This is a genomic window from Undibacterium sp. TJN19, assembly GCF_049339485.1.
In the GTDB taxonomy this organism is placed as follows: Bacteria; Pseudomonadota; Gammaproteobacteria; order Burkholderiales; family Burkholderiaceae_D; genus Undibacterium.
Genome location: NZ_JBMPPL010000076.1, coordinates 1 through 315, shown reverse-complemented (window position 1 = coordinate 315; position 315 = coordinate 1). Strand labels below are relative to the sequence as shown.

The window sequence follows — 315 nt, the reverse complement described above, 5'->3', positions numbered from 1 at the left end:
ATAAGTTTCATATTACAACACAAATACAGGCAAGCAAATCATTGCGCGTATCATTTGGTAACACCGCATGTCGCCATTCCTGCATTTCTCATGCATAATCAAAGCCCCGTTTTCAAGGAGTAGATAACGTTCTTCGGTTACATCCGGGTCATGCATGTTTAGCAATTGCAAGACTTCACCTTCTGCAATCACATTGGTGGCATCGACCAAAATTTGCATGATTTGCATGCTATTGATGGAGACCATCATCTGAAATGCACGTGAATACAGAAAATCACCGACCAGCACGGAAGCGGCGTTACCAAACAGCGCATT

1 pseudogene is annotated in these 315 nt (G+C 43.2%); it reads right to left on the bottom strand.

Going from position 1 to position 315, the window contains the following annotated elements:
- Positions 1-120: 120 nt before the first annotated feature.
- Positions 121-315 (bottom strand): annotated as a pseudogene (locus ACO0LH_RS28595) (polyprenyl synthetase family protein); the annotation flags it as partial.